Genomic DNA, 16,429 nt, shown 5'->3' with positions numbered 1-16,429 from the left:
TAGGAGGCCACTGTGCTTCACGCACTAGTCAGGGCTGCGGAGGAGTCTGCCGAGACGCAGAACCCGCTGCTCCCGGCGACGTACGACATCGTCTGGTCGGCCGTCTGCTTCGTCGTCATCCTCGTCTTCTTCTGGTTCAACGTGCTCCCGCGCATGCAGAAGATGCTCGACGAGCGCGCGGAGGCCATCGAGGGCAACATCGCCAAGGCCGACGAGGCGCAGCGCAAGGCCGAGGCCGCGCTCGAGCAGTACACCGCCCAGCTCGCCGAGGCGCGCGCCGAGGCGGGCAGCATCCGCGAGACCGCCCGTGAGGACGGCAAGAAGATCGTCGCGGAGGCGAAGGAGCAGGCGAACACCGAGGCCGCGCGCGTGACCGCGTCCGCGCAGGCGCAGATCGAGGCCGAGCGCCAGGCGGCACTCGTCTCGCTCCGCAGCGACGTCGGCACCCTCGCCATCGATCTCGCCTCGGGCGTGATCGGCGAGAGCCTCTCCGACGACGCGAAGGCCAGCGCGCTCGTGGACCGCTTCCTCGCGGACCTCGAGGCGTCGGAAGCCGCAGGGGAGAAGAAGTAGCCCATGGGCAGTGCCACGAGGGAAGCGACCGCCGCCGCCAAGGCGGCGCTCGCCGCGCAGCGCTCCGTCGACCTCCAGGTCGCGGAGGACCTGTTCGCGGCCGGCCGCGTCGTGGGGCGCTCCGCGCAGCTGCGGTCGGCGCTGAACGACCCCGACGCCGACGCGACCCGCACCCGCGCGCTCGTGCAGGGCGTGTTCGGCGGCAGGATCGGCGCGACTGCGCTCGAGCTGCTCGGCGGCATCGCCGTGAGCCGCTGGTCGAGCGGGGATGACCTGCTGCAGGGCATCGAGGAGCTCGGCCTGCGCGCCGCGGCACGCTCGGCCGGCACGAAGGCGGTCGAGTCGGAGCTCTTCGAGTTCGGGCGCATCGTCACCTCGAACGCGGACCTCGAGCTCGCGCTCGGCAGCAAGCTCAGCCCGACCCCCGCGAAGGTCGCCCTCGCCGACCGGCTGCTCACCGGCAACGCGTCGCCGCAGGCCGCGGCGATCGTGCGCCACCTGGTCGAGCAGCCGCGCGGTCGTCGCATCGGCGAGCTGCTGCGCGGCGCCGCCGCGATCGTGGCCGACGAGTGCGGCTACGCCGTTGCGACCGTCACCTCGGCCGGTCCGCTCACCGCAGCACAGTTGCAGCGGCTCGAGCGCCAGCTCGCCGGCCAGTACGGTCGCGACGTGCGGTTCAACCTCGTGATCGACCCGTCCCTCGTCGGCGGACTCCGCATCCAGATCGGTGACGACGTCATCGACGGCAGCGTGTCCGCCCGCCTCACCGACCTGAGGCAGAAGCTCGCCGGCTGAGGCCGGCCCCACCCCGGCCGACCACAGGCCCGACAGCGTCCCACCGGCACCGACCCGGTGCAGAAGAAGGAACAGACAAATGGCAGAACTCACCATCAGCCCAGATGAGATCCGTTCGGCTCTCACCGAGTTCGTCTCGTCGTACGAGCCGAGCTCGGGCGAGAAGACCGAGGTCGGCTACGTCACGGATGCCGCGGACGGCATCGCCCACGTCGAGGGCCTGCCCTCGGCCATGGCGAACGAGCTCCTGCGCTTCGCCGACGGCACGCTCGGCCTCGCGCTGAACCTCGACGAGGACGAGATCGGCGTCGTCGTGCTCGGCGAGTTCGGCGGCATCGAGGAGGGCATGGAGGTGACCCGCACCGGCGAGGTCCTCTCGGTGCCGGTCGGCGACGGCTACCTCGGCCGCGTGGTCGACCCGCTCGGCGCGCCCATCGACGGCCTCGGCGACATCGCCACCGAGGGCCGCCGCGCACTCGAGCTCCAGGCGCCCGGCGTCATGCAGCGCAAGAGCGTGCACGAGCCCATGCAGACCGGCATCAAGGCCATCGACGCCATGATCCCGATCGGCCGCGGCCAGCGCCAGCTGATCATCGGCGACCGCCAGACCGGCAAGACCGCGATCGCGATCGACACGATCATCAACCAGAAGGCGAACTGGGAGTCGGGCGACCCGACCAAGCAGGTCCGCTGCATCTACGTCGCGATCGGCCAGAAGGGCTCGACCATCGCCTCGGTGAAGGGCGCCCTGGAGGACGCGGGCGCGATGGAGTACACCACCATCGTCGCCGCCCCGGCCTCCGACCCCGCCGGCTTCAAGTACCTCGCCCCCTACACCGGCTCGGCCATCGGCCAGCACTGGATGTACGGCGGCAAGCACGTGCTCATCATCTTCGACGACCTGTCGAAGCAGGCCGAGGCCTACCGCGCCGTGTCGCTGCTGCTGCGCCGCCCGCCGGGCCGCGAGGCGTACCCCGGTGACGTCTTCTACCTGCACTCGCGCCTCCTCGAGCGTTGCGCGAAGCTCTCCGACGAGCTCGGTGCGGGCTCGATGACCGGCCTGCCGATCATCGAGACCAAGGCGAACGACGTCTCGGCGTACATCCCGACCAACGTGATCTCGATCACCGACGGCCAGATCTTCCTCCAGTCCGACCTGTTCAACGCCAACCAGCGTCCCGCGGTCGACGTCGGCATCTCGGTCTCGCGAGTCGGCGGCGACGCCCAGGTCAAGTCGATCAAGAAGGTCTCGGGAACGCTGAAGCTCGAGCTGGCCCAGTACCGCTCGCTCGAGGCGTTCGCGATGTTCGCGTCCGACCTCGACGCGGCCAGCCGTCGTCAGCTCGCCCGCGGCGCGCGCCTGACCGAGCTGCTCAAGCAGCCGCAGTACTCGCCGTACCCGGTGGAGGAGCAGGTCGTCTCGATCTGGGCCGGCACCAACGGCAAGCTCGACGACGTGCCCGTCGAGGACGTGCTGCGCTTCGAGCGCGAGCTGCTCGACCACCTCGGTCGCAACACCGAGGTGCTCTCGACGCTGCGCGAGACGAACGTCCTCGACGACGACACCCTGGCGACCCTCGACTCCGAGGTCGACAAGTTCAAGCGCGAGTTCCGCGCCGACGAGGGCCACTCGCTGGTCGAGCCGGGCAGCGAGTCGCACGAGGCCGCCGACAAGTCCGAGGTCAACCAGGAGGAGATCGTCCGCGGCAAGCGCTGACGCGCTGCCCGACGATCCGCACCACAGGACAGGACACACAGGAGACACATGGGAGCGCAACTCCGGGTCTACCGTCAGAAGATCAAGACGGCGCAGACGACGAAGAAGATCACCCGTGCCATGGAGCTGATCTCCGCCTCGCGCATCCAGAAGGCACTCGGCCGCGTGAAGGCGTCGACGCCGTACGCGCACGCCATCGGGCGCGCGGTGGCGGCGGTCGCCACGCACTCGAAGGTGGACCACGTGCTCACGACCGAGCCCGAGACGGTCAAGCGCGCAGCGGTCGTGATCTTCGCGTCCGACCGCGGCCTCGCCGGCGCCTTCAACTCGCAGGTGCTGCGCGAGGCCGACCGCCTCTCCGAGCTGCTGCGCAGCGAGGGCAAGGAGGTCGCGTACTTCCTCGTGGGCCGCAAGGCGGCCGGCTACTTCACGTTCCGCCGCCGCGCGTCGGAGCGGTCGTGGACCGGCAGCACCGACAACCCCGAGTACGAGCTCGCGAAGGAGATCTCCGACGCGGTGCTCGAGGCGTTCCTGCGTGACGCCGAGGACGGCGGCGTCGACGAGATCCACCTCGTCTTCAACCGCTTCGTCAGCATGATCACGCAGACGCCCGAGGTGCGACGCCTCCTGCCGATCCGCCTGGTCGACGAGGAGCCCCACGCGGGTCCGTCCACGGTGTACCCGCTCTACGAGTTCGAGCCCGACGCCGAGACGGTGCTCGACGCGCTGCTGCCCGTCTACCTCGAGAGCCGCATCTTCGCGACCCTGCTCGAGTCGGCAGCGGCCAAGCACGCCGCAACGCAGAAGGCGATGAAGTCGGCGAGCGACAACGCGGACAAGCTCATCCTCGACTACCAGCGACTGGCGAACAACGCGCGCCAGTCCGAGATCACCCAGCAGATCGCCGAGATCGTGGGCGGCGCAGACGCGCTGTCGTCGTCCAAGTAACAAGCCACCAGAAGGAAGAGAATCCCATGACTGACACCGCTACCGCACCGGCCGCGGCCGCGCCTGTGGCCGGCGCCGTCGGCCGCATCGCCCGGGTCACGGGCCCGGTCGTCGACATCGAGTTCCCGCACGACTCGATCCCCGACATCTACAACGCGCTGAAGACCGAGATCGTCCTCGGCGACGAGACCCTCGTGCTCACGCTCGAGGTCGCCCAGCACCTGGGCGACGACCTCGTGCGCGCCATCGCGCTGAAGCCGACCGACGGCCTCGTCCGCGGCCAGGAGGTCACCGACACCGGCGCGCCGATCTCGGTCCCCGTCGGCGACGTCACCAAGGGCAAGGTCTTCAACGTCACCGGCGACGTGCTCAATGCCGAGCCCGGCGAGACCATCGAGGTCACCGAGCGCTGGCCGATCCACCGCAAGCCCCCGGCCTTCGACCAGCTCGAGTCGAAGACCCAGCTGTTCGAGACGGGCATCAAGGTCATCGACCTGCTGACCCCGTACGTGCAGGGTGGCAAGATCGGCCTCTTCGGTGGTGCGGGCGTCGGCAAGACGGTCCTCATCCAGGAGATGATCCAGCGCGTCGCGCAGGACCACGGTGGTGTGTCGGTGTTCGCCGGCGTCGGCGAGCGCACCCGTGAGGGCAACGACCTCATCCACGAGATGGACGAGGCGGGCGTCTTCGACAAGACCGCGCTCGTGTTCGGCCAGATGGACGAGCCGCCGGGGACCCGTCTCCGCGTCGCGCTGTCGGCCCTGACGATGGCGGAGTACTTCCGCGACGTGCAGAAGCAGGACGTGCTGCTGTTCATCGACAACATCTTCCGCTTCACGCAGGCGGGTTCCGAGGTGTCGACCCTGCTCGGCCGCATGCCCTCCGCGGTGGGCTACCAGCCGAACCTGGCCGACGAGATGGGCATCCTGCAGGAGCGCATCACCTCGACGCGCGGTCACTCGATCACGTCGCTGCAGGCGATCTACGTGCCGGCCGACGACTACACCGACCCGGCGCCCGCGACCACGTTCGCGCACCTCGACGCGACCACGGAGCTCTCCCGTGAGATCGCCTCGAAGGGTCTGTACCCTGCGGTCGACCCGCTGACCTCGACCAGCCGCATCCTCGACCCCCGCTACCTGGGCGAGGACCACTACCGCGTGGCCACGAGCGTCAAGGCGATCCTGCAGAAGAACAAGGAGCTCCAGGAGATCATCGCGATCCTCGGTGTCGACGAGCTCTCGGAGGAGGACAAGGTCACGGTCGCCCGTGCCCGCCGCATCCAGCAGTTCCTCTCGCAGAACACCTACATGGCGAAGAAGTTCACGGGCGTCGAGGGTTCGACCGTCCCGCTGAAGGACACCATCGAGTCGTTCGACGCGATCGTCCGCGGCGACTTCGACCACGTGGCCGAGCAGGCGTTCTTCAACGTCGGCCCGATCTCGGACGTCGAGGAGAACTGGGCGCGCATCCAGAAGGAGAACGGCTAGTCATGGCCGAACCGTTCCGAGTACGCGTCGTCTCGGCGGACCGCGAGGTCTGGGCGAGCGACGACGCGACGATGGTGGTCGCGAAGACCGTCGAGGGCGAGATCGGCATCCTGCCCGGTCACGAGCCGATGCTCGCGATCCTCGCCAAGGGCGAGGTGCGCGTGACGGTCGCCGACGGCGAGCGCATCACCGCGCACGCCGACGAGGGCTTCCTCTCCGTCGAGGAGAACACGGTCCGCGTCGTCGCGTCGCGGGTCGAGCTCGCCTGACGCGATGACCGACGCCGTCGAGGTGCCGGAGGCGCGCGAGTTCGACGAACTGCGCGTGCCCCGGCTCATCGCGATGGCCGGTCTCCCGGGCGCCGGGAAGTCGACCATCGCGGAGGTGCTCGGCGGACGTCTCGGTGCGCCCGTGGTCTCGGTCGATCCGATCGAGTCCGCGATCCTTCGCGCCGGCATCGCCGCCGAGCAGCCCACGGGGCTCGCCGCGTACCTGGTCGCGGAGACCATCGCGGAGGGCGTGCTCGCCTCGGGCCGCACCGTGATCGTCGACGCCGTCAACGCCGTCGAGTCGGCACGCCTGCAGTGGCGCGACCTCGCGGTCCGGTGCGGGGTGCAGCTGCGCGTGATCGAGGTCGTCTGCTCCGACGAGGAGCTGCACCGTGATCGGCTCGTGAGCCGCACGAGGAACCTGCCGCACCTCGACGAGGTGACGTGGCGCGCCGTCGAGCAGAGCGTCGAGGGGTACCAGCCGTGGGCCGGACCTGCAGCGGCCCTGCCGCGCGTGACCCTCGATACCGTCGACGCGCTGGGCGTGAACGTCGACGAGGCGTTCGCGTTCCTCGACGACTGATGCGCGTCATCCTCCCGCCCTCCGAGACCAAGCGCGACGGAGGGGACGGCGCCGCGCTCGACCTGGACGGGCTCGCGTTCCCCGAGCTCCGCGATCGCCGGTCGGCGGTGCTCGATGCGCTCATCGAGCTGGCGGCCGACGAGGAGGCGAGCGTGCGGGCGCTGAAGCTCGGGCGCACGCAGCTGGGTGAGATCGACCGCAACCGCCAGCTGCGCAGTGCTGCCACGATGCCCGCCATCGATCGCTACACGGGCGTGCTCTTCGACGGGCTCGCGGCGGAGTCGTGGTCGGCGGCGGATCGCGCCTTCGCGCACGAGAACGTGGTGATCCAGTCCGCGCTGTTCGGCCCGATCGCCGCGCTGGACGAGATTCCGGCGTACCGGCTCTCGCACGACTCGCGGCTTCCCGGGCTCCGGCTGAGGGCGCACTGGGCCGCGGAGTCGGGTGCCGCGCTCTCGCGCCCGAGCGGGCTGCTCGTGGACCTGCGCTCGGAGGGCTACGCGGCGCTCGGCCCCCTCGGTGCGGACGCGAACGCCGTCTACGTGCGGGTCGTGACCGAGGACGGCGACGGCACCCGGCGCGCGCTCGCCCACTTCAACAAGCAGGCGAAGGGCAGGCTCGTCGCCGCGCTGGTCGCCTCGCGCGCCCGGCTGGACGACCCGTCAGCGCTCGTCGATTGGGGCGACGCGCACGGCCATCGCTTCTCGCGCACGCAGCGCATCGGGCCCGGCGGGGTCGCGGAGATCGAACTGGTCGTCTGATCCGCCGGCGCGGTGGCAGCCGACCATGTGGTCGTCCACCATGCCGGTCGACTGCATGAGGGCGTAGACGGTCGTCGGCCCCACGAACCGGAACCCCCGCCGTCGGAGCTCGCGGCTCAGCCCGGCGGACTCCGGCGTCGTCGCCGGGAGCGCATCCATGCGCGCCGGGCGCGGTCCCGGAGCAGGGGCGAAGCCCCACATCAACTCGTCGAGCGGTTCATCGAGATCGAGCATCGCGAGGGCGTTCCCGATGGTCGCCTCGATCTTCGCGCGGTTGCGGATGATGCCGGCGTCCTGCATGAGCCGCTCGACGTCGTCGGCGCCCATCGCGGCGACGCGATCCGGAGCGAACCCGTGGAACGCCTCGCGGAACCGGTCCCGCCGCCGGAGGATGGTGAGCCACGACAGGCCCGCCTGGAACCCCTCGAGGCAGAGCTTCTCGTAGAGCGCCCGCGGGTCGCGCTGCGGCACGCCCCACTCCTCGTCGTGGTAGCGACGGTACTCGGGATCGGTGCCCGACCAGGCGCACCGTGCCACGCCGTGCGCATCGACGAGCACACCGTCCCGGGGCGCCGCAGCGGCATCCGCCTGGCTCACGCGGCGAAGCCGATGCGCTCGTGGCCGAGCAGCCACACCTTGGTCGGCACGCCCTCGCCGCCGCTGTACCCGGTGATGCGGCCGTCGGAGGCGAGCACGCGGTGGCACCCGACGATGATCGGCACAGGATTCGCGCCGACGGCGCCCCCGATGGCGCGGGCCGAGCCCGGGCGTCCGACCGCCTCCGCCAGTGCGCCGTAGGAGACCGCCTGGCCCCAGTCGAGACGTCGCAGCTCGCTCCACACGGCGCGCTGGAACGGCGTGCCGTGCAGTTCGAGCGGGAGGTAGAAGCCGGTGCGCTCGCCGGCGAAGTACTCCTCGAGCTGGCGACTCGCTTCGATGAGCAGGGGCAGGTCGGACTCGGGGAGCCCGTCGTGGGGAAGCGCGCCATCGCGCTCGATGGCGAGCCCGGTGACGGCGTCGGCCGTGCCGACGACCTCGATGCGGCCGATGGGGGAGTCGACCCGGATGACGTGGGTGGTGGTCATGCTCCGAGGCTAGTCGCGGCGGGTGACGCCGACCGGCGGGATTCGGACATGCCGTGGCCGTCCCCGGACGAGGGCCTGTGGAGGAGGGACCCGGTGCGATCGCGGCGCCTCCTCCACATGCTCGGAACGGGCCGGCGACCGACGGCCGGCGACCCCCGACTCCCGCGGGCGCTCCGTCGTCGCGAGAGTGACGGCATGACCGCTCCCGACTTCCGGATCCGCCAGCCCCAGGACCTCATCGCCGTCGCCGCCGAGCTCGTCGGCTTCCGCCCGGAGCGCAGCGTCGTCTGCGTCGCCGTGCGGCACGACCGCCGCTCCGCCGCGATCCGCTGCGACCTCCCGCCCGACCCGAGGCGCCGCGACGGCGAGCTCGCGGTCACTCGTGCACTGGACGCGATGCTGCAGCGCGTCGGCGCGGTCGAGGCCGTGGTCGTGATCGTCTACCCGCCCGAGACCTTCGCCGCCGAACGCGGCATCCCCCGCCCCACGCTCGGGCGATCCGTGCACTCGGCGCTCGCGCGAGCCGGGCATCCGGTCGTCGACGTGCTGTGCGTCGCGGGTGACGGCTGGGGCTCCTACCTCGACGACGGATGCCCCCGGGAGGGGCGCCCGCTCGAGGAGGTCGAGGCGTCGCCCCTCGCCGCCCGCCAGACCGTGCGGTCCGCGGCGACGCCGGACTCCCTCGCGGCGCTGCCGCGCGTCGACGCCGGCTTCGCCCGCGCCGTGCGGGACGCCTGCGACGCAGTGTTCGACCGGCTCCGGCACCCGCGAGGTGCGGCGTTCGGTCCCGCCGGAACGTCCGGCGACGCCCGGGAGGTCCCGGATCCCGTCGAGCTCGTCGAAGAGCTCGTCGGGTGGGAGCCCGGTCGCGCCGACGCGGCGAGGCTGGGTCGCCTCCTCGCGGTGCTCCAGGTGCCGAGCCATCGTGACGTGGTGCTGCTGCAGGTCGCGTTCGGGCGCGACGTCGGACTCGTCGCCGCCGAGCGCGAGGAGGTCTACGCTCTCCGGCGGCTCGTGACCGGCCGCGCGATGGACGACCTCGTCGCCGAGGACCTGGCGCGGGGCCCGCACGCCGACGACGTGGTCCTCCAGGACCTCCTCATGGGGTGCGGCGGCCGCACGCCGGATGTCCGGCGCATCGATGCCGCGATCGAGGTGCTGCGGCTGCTCGTGGCGTGCGCCGAGCCCGAGGACCGCGTCGATCCGCTCTGCATCCTCGCGTGGCTGTCGTGGGCGCGCGGTCGCGGGTCGATCGCGGCGGCCTACCTCGACCGGGCGGGCGAGATCGACCCGGGCCACGGCATGGCCGACGTGCTGCGCGCGATCATCGGCGCGGGGCGCGTGCCCGAGTGGTCGTACCTCGAGCCGGACGACGAGCCCGTGCCCGCGACGTGACCCGCGGGTCAGGCGCCGATCAGCGGGCCGAGCAGCTTCGCGGCGACCGAGGGGCGCCCCGTGAGCCGCTCCTCGACGTCGCCGAGCCCGATGCCGGTGAGCCCGAGGTTCGCGCCGACGAAGCGCAACGGCTCCGGCTCCCAGCGGGGCGACCGGTGGCCCACCCAGGGCAGCCGCGTCAGGTCGGTCTCGCGGCCGAGCACCAGGTCGGCGAGCGTGCGGCCCGCCAGGTTCGTGGTGCTGAGGCCGTCGCCGACGTACCCGCCCGCGAACCCGACGCCGTTGGCCGGGTTGTACGAGACGCTCGCGTGCCAGTCGCGAGGCACTCCGAGCGGCCCGCCCCAGCGATGCGTGATGCGCGCATCGGCGGCGGCGGGGATGAGGTCGGCGAGCGTCTCGGCGAGGTGCGCGAACACGCGGGCGTCCCGGTCGAACTCCGGGCGCACGGCGCTGCCCCAGTGGTAGCGGGCGCCGCGCCCGCCGAAGGCGATCCGGTCGTCGGCCGTGCGCTGCCCGTAGACCAGCAGGTGCCGGTAGTCGCTGAAGGTCTCGCCGTGCGCGATGCCGATCTCGTCCCAGACCGCTGCCGAAAGGGGCTCGGTCGCGATCATGAGCGAGTACAGCGGCAGGATGCGGCGGCCGACGTGCGGCAGGCCGGCGCCGTAGCCCTCGGTCGCCACGAGCACGTGCTTCGCACGCACGGTGCCCGAGGCGCCGTCGGCGGCGCGGAAGCGCACCTGGCCGGGCGACCAGTCGACGACCTCGGTGCGCTCGGCGATGCGGGCGCCGCGGTCCTCGACGACGCGGGCGAGGCCCCGCACGAGCTTCGCAGGCTGGACCCGCGCGCACGACGGGTCGAACGTCGCCGCTTCGGCGCTGCCGCCGGTCAGGCCGGTGACGCCGAATCGCTCGAGCCGCTCGCCCTCCCAGAGCTCGACCGGGTCGGTGCCGAGCCGTGCGGCCTCCGCGACGTCGGCCCGGGCACTCTGCGCCTGCGCCCCGCCCCGGGCGAAGACCACCGTGCCGCCGCGGACGTAGTCGCAGTCGATGCCCTCGGCGTCGGCCACGCGCCCGACCTCGTCGACCGTGTCGATCATCGCCCGGCGCATCGCGACCGCCGCGTCGAGACCGTGCCGCCGCTCGAGCGCCGCGCCCGACTGCGGGAACAGCGCCGAGCACCAGCCGCCGTTGCGGCCGGACGCGCCGAAGCCGGCGATCTCGCGTTCGACGACGACGATCGACAGCTCCGGCCGCAGGGCCTGGAGGTAGTAGGCCGACCAGAGCCCGGTGAGCCCGCCGCCGATCACGCAGACATCGGCGTCGAGGTCGCGATCGAGGCTCGGCCGCGGCGCGAGGTCGTCGGCGCCCGACTCGGCCAGCGCGTCCAGCCAGAAGCTCACGCCGCGATACGGCGACCCGGGCACGCCCGTCGCCTCGTGCGCGTCCGCCATCAGAGGCGGTTGCCGGCCTCGGAGAGCACGCCGCGCAGGATCTGCCCGATCTCCGCGAACTCGCTCGGCCCGATCGTCAGCGGCGGAGCCAGCTGGATGACGGGGTCGCCGCGGTCGTCGGCGCGGCAGTACAGGCCCGCGTCGAACAGCGCCTTCGAGAGGAAGCCGCGGAGCAGGCGCTCCGACTCCTCCTCGTTGAAGGTCTCCTTGGTGGCCTTGTCCTTGACCAGCTCGATGCCGAAGAAGTAGCCGTCGCCGCGCACGTCGCCGACGATCGGCAGGTCGAGCAGCTGCTCGAGCTCGGCGCGGAAGAGCGGGGAGTTCTCGCGTACGCGCTCGTTCAGGCCCTCCTCCTCGAAGATGTCGAGGTTCTCGAGGGCGACCGCCGCCGAGACCGGGTGACCGGCGAAGGTGTAGCCGTGGTAGAACGACGTGTCGCCGTGCTTGAACGGCTCGTAGATCTCCTCGCTGACGATCGTGGCGCCGATGGGGGAGTAGCCGCTGGTCATCGCCTTCGCGCAGGTGATCATGTCGGGCTCGTAGCCGTACTGCTCGCACGCGAACATCGAGCCCAGGCGGCCGAACGCGCAGATGACCTCGTCGGAGACCAGCAGCACGTCGTGCTTGTCGCAGATCTCGCGAACGCGCTTGAAGTAGCCGGGCGGGGGCGGGAAGCATCCGCCCGAGTTCTGCACCGGCTCCAGGAAGACCGCGGCGACCGTCTCGGGTCCCTCGAACTCGATCATCTCCTCGATGCGGTTCGCCGCCCAGAGGCCGAACGCCTCGAGGTCGTCGCTCGGACCGCCCATCTCCTCGGCGCGGTAGAAGTTCGTGTTCGGCACGCGGAACCCGCCGGGCGTGACCGGCTCGAACATCTCCTTCATGCCGGGGATGCCCGTGATCGCGAGCGCGCCCTGCGGCGTGCCGTGGTAGGCGACGGCGCGCGAGATCACCTTGTGCTTCGTGGGGCGGCCCTTGAGCTTCCAGTAGTACTTGGCGAGCTTGAACGCGGTCTCGACCGCCTCGCCGCCGCCGGTGGAGAAGAACACGCGGTTCAGCTCGCCCGGCGCGTAGTCGGCCAGCCGGTCCGCGAGCTCGATCGCGGACGGGTGGGCGTACGACCAGATCGGGAAGAAGGCGAGCTCCTCGGCCTGCTTGCGCGCGACCTCGGCGAGGCGGGCGCGCCCGTGCCCGGCGTTCACCACGAACAGCCCGGACAGGCCGTCGATGTACTGCTTGCCCTGCGCGTCCCAGATGTGGTGGCCCTCACCGCGGGTGATGATGGGCACGCCGGATTCCATGGTCGACTGGCGCGAGAAGTGCATCCAGAGGTGGTCCTTCGCCTTCTGCTGCAGCGCGGCGACATCGACATCGGCGACGGTTCGGGTCATGGTGCTCATTTCCTATCGTGTTCCCCAGTTGTAGAACTGCTTGCGGAGCTTCAGGTAGACGAAGGTCTCGGTGGTGAGGACCCCGTCGAGGTTGCGGATGCTGGTGTTCAGCAGTTCGATCAGCTCGTCGTCGTCCTCGCAGACGACCTCGGCCAGCAGGTCGAAGCTGCCGGCGGTCAGCACGACGTAGTCGATCTCCGGGATCTCGGCGAGCCGGTCGGCGAGGTCGCGGGTGTCGCCCGAGGCGCGGATGCCGATCATCGCCTGGCGGGTGAACCCGAGCTGCATCGGGTCGGTCACCGCGACGATCTGCATGACGCCGGCGTCGGTCAGCTTCTGCACGCGCTGCCGCACGGCGGCCTCGGACAGCCCGACGGCCTTGCCGATGTCGGCGTAGGACCGCCGGCCGTCGGCCTGCAGCTGCTCGATGATCTTCTTCGAGACCTCGTCGAGCTGCACCGGCCGGCCGCCGTGGTTGCGCCCCGCGTTCGTCATGCGTCGATTCTGTCAGTGACGGATGCCTCCAGCAAGCGAATCCGTCGTGATTTCACGAATTCGCAACGGAATCAATGGCGAATTCGGCTTTCGGATGCCGCGTTCGGCCGTTACGATGGGCCGCACGCGATCCCGAGGAGGCCCTTCCATGTCCGTGCGTGAACTGCGCAACTTCATCGGCGGCGAGTACGTCGACGCCCGCACCGACGGAGCACTCGACCTCATCGACCCGGCCACCGAGGACGTCTACGCGACGAGCCCCGTCTCGGGCGCCGCCGACATCGACGCCGCGTACGACGCCGCCTCGACCGCGTTCGCGACGTGGGGCCAGACCACCCCCGCCGAGCGGCAGCTCGCGCTGTTCCGCATCGCCGACGCCATGGAGGCGCGCGCCGAGGAGTTCGCCGACCTCGAGTCGCAGGACACCGGCAAGCCCCGCGGCAGCCTCGTCGAGGACGAGATCCTCCTCTCGGTCGACCAGCTCCGCTTCTTCGCCGGCGCGGCGCGCAACCTCGAGGGCCGCGCCGCGGGCGAGTACATGCCCGACCACACCTCGTTCATCCGCCGCGAGCCGATCGGCGTCATCGGGCAGGTCACGCCCTGGAACTACCCGCTCAACATGGCGGTCTGGAAGGTCGCCCCCGCGATCGCCGCGGGCAACGTGCTCGTGCTGAAGCCGTCCGACACCACGCCGCTCGCGACGCTCCTGCTCGCGGAGGTCGCGGCCGAGTTCCTCCCGGCCGGCGTGCTGAACGTCGTCACCGGCGACCGGGGCACGGGCGCGGCGCTCCTGCAGCATCCGACGCCCCAGATGGTCGCCATCACGGGTTCGGTGCGCGCCGGCATGGAGGTGGCGCGCGAGGCCGCATCCGACCTCAAGCGCGTGCACCTCGAACTCGGCGGCAAGGCGCCCGTGGTGGTGTTCGACGACGCCGACATCCCCGCCGCCGTCGAGGGCATCGCCGCCGCCGGCTACTTCAACGCCGGCCAGGACTGCACCGCCGCCACCCGCGTGCTCGTGCAGGCGGGCATCCACGACGAGTTCGTCGCCGCGCTGGCCGAGCACGCGCGGGTGAACGCGCGCACCGGCGCGCCCCGCGAGGACGGCGTGTACTACGGCCCGGTCAACAACGCGAACCAGCTCGCACAGGTCTCGGGCTTCATCGAGCGCCTGCCCGACCACGCCGACATCGCGCTCGGCGGGCGGCGCCAGGGCGACCGCGGCTACTTCTGGGAGGCCACGGTCGTCTCCGGCCTGCACCAGGACGACGAGGTGATCCAGCGCGAGATCTTCGGCCCGGTCATCACGGTGCAGAAGTTCACCGATGAGGCACAGGCCCTCGAGTGGGCCAACGGCGTGCAGTACGGGCTCGCGTCGAGCGTCTGGACGAAGGACCACGGCCGTGCGATGCGGTTCGCCAAGCACCTCGACTTCGGCTGCGTGTGGATCAACACCCACATCCCGATCGTCGCCGAGATGCCGCACGGCGGGTTCAAGCACTCGGGCTACGGCAAGGACCTCTCGCAGTACGGATTCGAGGACTACACGCGCGTCAAGCACGTGATGAGCTACATCGGCGCCTGAACCCGGTTCGCCCCGGTCGGTGACAGACTGGGGTGATGGACGAGGGGCGGGTCTTCATCGGCGCGGGCGACGGGCTTCCCGACTGGGACGTCGTCGTCGGCCGCGCCTTCCTCGCCGCCGTCGCGGCGCCGGCCGACGCGCGCACGCTCGCGGGACTCGGACGGCTCGCCGACGACCCGGGGGCGTTGGTCGAGGAACTGGTCGGCGTGCTGCCGACGGCCGCGGCGGATGCGGCGGGGTTCGCCCTCGTGCGCTTCGACGACGACGGGCCGGGGGCGCGGCGGGTCACCGCGGTGGTCCGCGGCGATGCGGCGCTCGACCTCCGCTCCCCGGGCGGGAGCCGACGGTTCGACGACCGCGGCATCCGGCCGTTCCACCTCGCCGAGTTCGGCGACGTCACGAGCCTGCTCATCCGCTCCGCTGCGGCGGGCCTCGACGGGCCCCACGACGGCGAGCACGTGGGCGGACCCGGGGCGACGGCGCGCGGCCCGGTGGTCGGCTGGTCCTGCGACGCGGCGCACGCGGCGACCGACGTCGACGAGGAGACGCGGGCGCGCCGGGCGCCCACGACCGACACCCAGCTGGTGCTGCCGGTGCCCGTGCCGCCCGCACCCGCGACGCCGGTCGGCGGCGTGCCGGCCGTGGGGGCGGACCGGCCCGCGGCGTCGGCCTTCCGCATCGGCGACGCGCCGTCGCAGCCGCTCGAGGGTCCGGTCTACGTCGGACGCCGGCCCAGCCCGCCGCGCATCCCGGGGGGCGTCGCGCCCACGCTCCACGCCGTGCCGTCGGCCCTGCCGGCGGTCTCCTCGACCCACGTCGAGCTGCGCCCGGTCGGGCGGACGGTCGTCGTCACCGACCTGCACTCGCGCAACGGCACCACCGTGATCGGCCCGTCGGGCACCCGCCGGCGGCTCCGCGGAGGCGAGTCCGTCGTCGTGGCGCCCGGGTCGCGGCTCGACATCGGCGGTACACTCGTCGAGATCCTCGCAGTCGCGGAGGACCGAGTCCGCGAGCCGCTCACCGACGAAGGACAAGGCACGTGACGCAGATCGGACACGGCAATCCCGGCACCGCCGTGACGCTGCCGGACGGCACCGAGGTCACGCTCGCCTGGGCCGCGCTCACCGACACGGGGCTCCGCCGCGAGGTGAACGAGGACTCGTTCGTCGCCCGCCCGCCGGTCTTCGCGGTCGCCGACGGCATGGGCGGGCACGCCGCGGGCGACTTCGCCAGCGCGGCGGTCGTCACCCGCCTCGCCGAGCACGGCGGGCGCACGACGGTCCTCCCGGCAGAGATCGGGCGCTCGCTCGCCGCGGCGGTGAGCGACATGGAGCGCAGCATCGGCGTGACCGACGAGGGCAGCGGGACCACGGTCACCGGCGTGGGGCTGACGACGGTCGACGGTGCTCCCGCATGGACGGTCTTCAACATCGGCGACTCCCGGGTCTACCTCCTGCTCGACGGCGAGCTCGAGCAGCTCACCGTCGACCACTCGATCGTGCAGGAGCTGGTCGACGCGGGCCACATCACCCAGGAGGAGGCCGAGACCCACCCGCACAGCAACGTGATCACGCGTGCGGTGGGCTTCCACGAGACGCCCGTCCCCGACTACCGCTCGGTCCCGGTGGTGGAGGGCATGCGGCTCCTCGCCTGCTCCGACGGGCTGACCAAGGAGCTGACGCCGTACGGCATCCGCCACTTCCTGCTCGGCTCGCCCAAGCCGGAGGCGGCGGCCCGCCAGCTCATGGACGCGGCGCTCGGCAACGGCGGGCGCGACAACATCACCGTCGTGGTCCTCGACGTGGTCCGGGTGCGGCCCGGGGACGGCGCAGCGGGCGGCGCGGACGGGGAGTGATCCGCCGCATCCACCGACCGCTCCGCACGTCCGGCC

At 71.8% G+C, this 16,429-nt stretch carries 16 protein-coding genes and 1 pseudogene; 12 read left to right on the top strand and 5 right to left on the bottom strand.

Annotation, left to right across the window (positions count from 1 at the left end):
• Nucleotides 1-12 precede the first annotated feature (12 nt).
• From QMG39_RS01130 to QMG39_RS01095, 8 genes are all read left to right on the top strand, one after another.
• On the top strand, nt 13-573 hold the full coding sequence (locus tag QMG39_RS01130) for a F0F1 ATP synthase subunit B (RefSeq protein WP_281881984.1): 561 nt from the start codon (nt 13-15) through the stop codon (nt 571-573).
• 3 nt (nt 574-576) lie between these two features.
• The gene (locus QMG39_RS01125; RefSeq protein ID WP_281881983.1) at nt 577-1,368 is read left to right on the top strand and encodes a F0F1 ATP synthase subunit delta; all 792 of its coding nucleotides are present in this window, start codon (nt 577-579) and stop codon (nt 1,366-1,368) included.
• A 79-nt stretch (nt 1,369-1,447) separates the two neighbouring features.
• On the top strand, nt 1,448-3,085 hold the full coding sequence (atpA, locus tag QMG39_RS01120) for a F0F1 ATP synthase subunit alpha (RefSeq protein WP_281881982.1): 1,638 nt from the start codon (nt 1,448-1,450) through the stop codon (nt 3,083-3,085).
• 48 nt (nt 3,086-3,133) lie between these two features.
• The gene (locus tag QMG39_RS01115; RefSeq protein ID WP_281881981.1) at nt 3,134-4,033 is read left to right on the top strand and encodes a F0F1 ATP synthase subunit gamma; all 900 of its coding nucleotides are present in this window, start codon (nt 3,134-3,136) and stop codon (nt 4,031-4,033) included.
• Nucleotides 4,034-4,059: 26 nt separating this feature from the next.
• On the top strand, nt 4,060-5,523 hold the full coding sequence (atpD, locus tag QMG39_RS01110; RefSeq protein WP_281881980.1) for a F0F1 ATP synthase subunit beta: 1,464 nt from the start codon (nt 4,060-4,062) through the stop codon (nt 5,521-5,523).
• A gap of 2 nt (nt 5,524-5,525) precedes the next feature.
• On the top strand, nt 5,526-5,792 hold the full coding sequence (locus QMG39_RS01105; RefSeq protein WP_281881979.1) for a F0F1 ATP synthase subunit epsilon: 267 nt from the start codon (nt 5,526-5,528) through the stop codon (nt 5,790-5,792).
• Nucleotides 5,793-5,796: 4 nt separating this feature from the next.
• On the top strand, nt 5,797-6,375 hold the full coding sequence (locus QMG39_RS01100; protein WP_281881978.1) for a P-loop nucleotide/nucleoside kinase family protein: 579 nt from the start codon (nt 5,797-5,799) through the stop codon (nt 6,373-6,375).
• Entirely contained in the window at nt 6,375-7,136 is a 762-nt protein-coding gene (locus tag QMG39_RS01095) for a YaaA family protein (protein WP_281881977.1), read from the top strand. Before QMG39_RS01100 ends, QMG39_RS01095 begins: the two co-directional genes overlap by 1 nt.
• A 6-nt stretch (nt 7,137-7,142) precedes the next feature.
• Here QMG39_RS01095 and QMG39_RS01090 read toward each other — a convergent pair.
• Both QMG39_RS01090 and QMG39_RS01085 read right to left on the bottom strand, forming a co-directional pair.
• Nucleotides 7,143-7,694, bottom strand: a pseudogene (locus QMG39_RS01090) (DNA-3-methyladenine glycosylase I); the annotation flags it as partial.
• 35 nt (nt 7,695-7,729) lie between these two features.
• Nucleotides 7,730-8,221 (bottom strand): methylated-DNA--[protein]-cysteine S-methyltransferase, encoded by a 492-nt coding sequence (locus QMG39_RS01085; RefSeq protein WP_281881976.1) that lies wholly within the window; start codon nt 8,219-8,221, stop codon nt 7,730-7,732.
• Nucleotides 8,222-8,416: 195 nt separating this feature from the next.
• Here QMG39_RS01085 and QMG39_RS01080 point away from each other — a divergent pair, with 195 nt between their 5' ends.
• Entirely contained in the window at nt 8,417-9,616 is a 1,200-nt protein-coding gene (locus QMG39_RS01080; protein ID WP_281881975.1) for a DUF4192 domain-containing protein, read from the top strand.
• Nucleotides 9,617-9,624: 8 nt separating this feature from the next.
• Here QMG39_RS01080 and QMG39_RS01075 read toward each other — a convergent pair whose 3' ends face one another.
• Genes QMG39_RS01075 through QMG39_RS01065 form a run of 3 tightly spaced genes read right to left on the bottom strand, consistent with a single transcriptional unit; the run spans nt 9,625 to nt 12,953 of the window.
• A complete protein-coding gene (locus QMG39_RS01075) occupies nt 9,625-11,067 on the bottom strand; it encodes an NAD(P)/FAD-dependent oxidoreductase (protein ID WP_281881974.1) in 1,443 nt (480 codons plus the stop codon).
• The gene (locus tag QMG39_RS01070) at nt 11,067-12,458 is read right to left on the bottom strand and encodes an aspartate aminotransferase family protein (RefSeq protein ID WP_373878285.1); all 1,392 of its coding nucleotides are present in this window, start codon (nt 12,456-12,458) and stop codon (nt 11,067-11,069) included. The genes QMG39_RS01075 and QMG39_RS01070 overlap by 1 nt, the downstream gene beginning before the upstream one ends.
• Nucleotides 12,459-12,470: 12 nt before the next feature.
• Nucleotides 12,471-12,953, bottom strand: coding sequence for an Lrp/AsnC family transcriptional regulator (locus tag QMG39_RS01065; protein ID WP_281881972.1), 483 nt, complete (start codon nt 12,951-12,953; stop codon nt 12,471-12,473).
• A 148-nt stretch (nt 12,954-13,101) separates the two neighbouring features.
• Between QMG39_RS01065 and QMG39_RS01060 the strand changes: the two genes are divergently transcribed.
• The 3 genes from QMG39_RS01060 to QMG39_RS01050 are packed head-to-tail and all read left to right on the top strand — an operon-like array spanning nt 13,102 to nt 16,393.
• Nucleotides 13,102-14,538 (top strand): gamma-aminobutyraldehyde dehydrogenase, encoded by a 1,437-nt coding sequence (locus QMG39_RS01060; protein WP_281881971.1) that lies wholly within the window; start codon nt 13,102-13,104, stop codon nt 14,536-14,538.
• Nucleotides 14,539-14,573: 35 nt separating this feature from the next.
• A complete protein-coding gene (locus QMG39_RS01055; RefSeq protein ID WP_281881970.1) occupies nt 14,574-15,581 on the top strand; it encodes an FHA domain-containing protein in 1,008 nt (335 codons plus the stop codon).
• Nucleotides 15,578-16,393, top strand: coding sequence for a PP2C family protein-serine/threonine phosphatase (locus QMG39_RS01050; RefSeq protein WP_281881969.1), 816 nt, complete (start codon nt 15,578-15,580; stop codon nt 16,391-16,393). The genes QMG39_RS01055 and QMG39_RS01050 overlap by 4 nt, the downstream gene beginning before the upstream one ends.
• The last annotated feature ends 36 nt before the right edge of the window (nt 16,394-16,429 follow it).

The sequence above is a fragment of the Agromyces rhizosphaerae genome, from assembly GCF_027925245.1.
Taxonomy (GTDB): Bacteria; Actinomycetota; Actinomycetes; order Actinomycetales; family Microbacteriaceae; genus Agromyces; species Agromyces rhizosphaerae.
Note: the sequence above shows the minus strand (reverse complement) of the source record. Positions and strands in the feature narration are given on the sequence as shown.